This window comes from Streptomyces sp. DH41 (assembly GCF_029813785.1).
GTDB lineage: Bacteria > Actinomycetota > Actinomycetes > Streptomycetales > Streptomycetaceae > Streptomyces.
Map to the genome: position 1 here is coordinate 1 of NZ_JARVKY010000061.1, position 1489 is coordinate 1489.

The 1489-nt window shown below is 69.8% G+C and carries 1 protein-coding gene; it reads right to left on the reverse strand.

The genetic code is table 11. The features are described 5' to 3' along the window. Positions 1 to 23: 23 nt before the first annotated feature. On the reverse strand, positions 24 to 1226 hold the full coding sequence (locus tag QC283_RS39370; protein WP_279566601.1) for an IS110-like element ISSam1 family transposase: 1203 nt from the start codon (positions 1224 to 1226) through the stop codon (positions 24 to 26). Between the last annotated feature and the right edge of the window lie 263 nt (positions 1227 to 1489).

A 1489-nucleotide genomic window follows, 5' to 3' on the forward strand; every position in this document is an offset into this window, starting at 1 on the left:
GGGGGGTGCCTCTATGTCCTTCGTCAAGCGAGTCGAGGGCTCCTCGGCTCGTAGAAGGTTCCGTCGCGGAGCAGGGCGAACAGGACGCTGATGCGATGGCGGGCGAGGCGGAGGAGGGCCTGGGTGTGGGTTTTGCCGCGGGCTCGGCAGCGGTCGTAGTAGGTGCGGGAGGCGGGGTCGTGGAGGGCTGCGAACGCGGAGAGGAACATCGCTCGTTTCAGCTGCCGGTTGCCGCCTCTGGGGGCGTGCTCGCCGTGGATCGACGTGCCGGACTGCCGGGTTGCCGGGGCGAGGCCGGCGTAGGAGGCCAGGTGGGCGGCGGTGGGAAAGCTGCTGCCGTCGCCGACGGTGGCCAGGAGGACTGCGGCGGTCCTGACGCCGATGCCGGGCATCGAGGTCAGGACCTGGGAAAGAGGGTGGGCCTCCAGCAGTGCCTCAATCCGCGTTTCCAGGGCCTGGCGTTGTTCGTGAACGGCGGCCAGCGACTTCGCCAGCGACGGGACGATCACGTCGAGGGTGCCGGTGCCCGGGACGACGACGGTCTGCTCGTCGAGTGCGGTGAAGGTGTCGTCGACCAGTCGCTCGGCCATGCGCGGGGCTCTCGGGCGGACGACCTCGACCAGTTTGCGGCGGCCCGCTTTGCGGAGTGCTTGCGGGGATCCGTAGCGCTCGAGGAGCCAGGTCACTGCCGGATGGTCCAGGCGCGGGCCGAGGACGCGCTCCAGGCTGGGGTGGAACTGGGTGAGCAGGCCGCGGATGCGGTTGGAGGTGCGGTTGGCCTCGCCTGCGAGATCCTGGTCGAAGCCGACCAGCATGGTCAGCTCCGCGGTGACCTCATCGGTCAGGTCGAGGGTGCGCAGGGTGTGGGGCATGGTGCGGGCAGCGTCCGCAATGACCGCGGCGTCCTTCGCGTCGGTCTTGGCCTCGCCCGGGTAGAGGTCGGCGATCCGGCGCATCGCCAGTCCGGGCAGGTAGGCGACCTGGCAGCCGGCGTCCCGGGCGACGGTCAGTGGGAGGGCGCCGATGGAGGCGGGCTGGTCCACGATCACCAGGACGGTGCCGAACTTGGCCGTGAGCTTGTCGAAGACAGCCCGCAGCTTCGGTTCGCTGTTCGGCAGCGGCTTGTCGAACACCTTCTTCCCGGCCGGGGTCAGGCCGTGGCCGTGATGCGTCTGCTTGCCGACGTCCAGGCCAAGGAAGACGCCCACCCCGTCGATGCTGATCACCGTGCCCCCACATGTGTCGATGCGTGCCGGCCTCAAGGTCGGGAGCCGTTCTCGCGCATCCACGTTATGCAGACCTGCCGCCCGCGAGCGGCCTGGCATTGCGCCCGGCCGGACGGTGGTCGGACCTCTGATCAGCGTCTCCGACGGCACCCCTCGGACCCGGTGACACCACCCCCCAGGTCATCCCATCGACAGGGGGCAACAGTCATGCCGGGCCCGGAGGCCAGCGGCCCTCTTGCAGGACCGCGAAAAAGATAACGGGG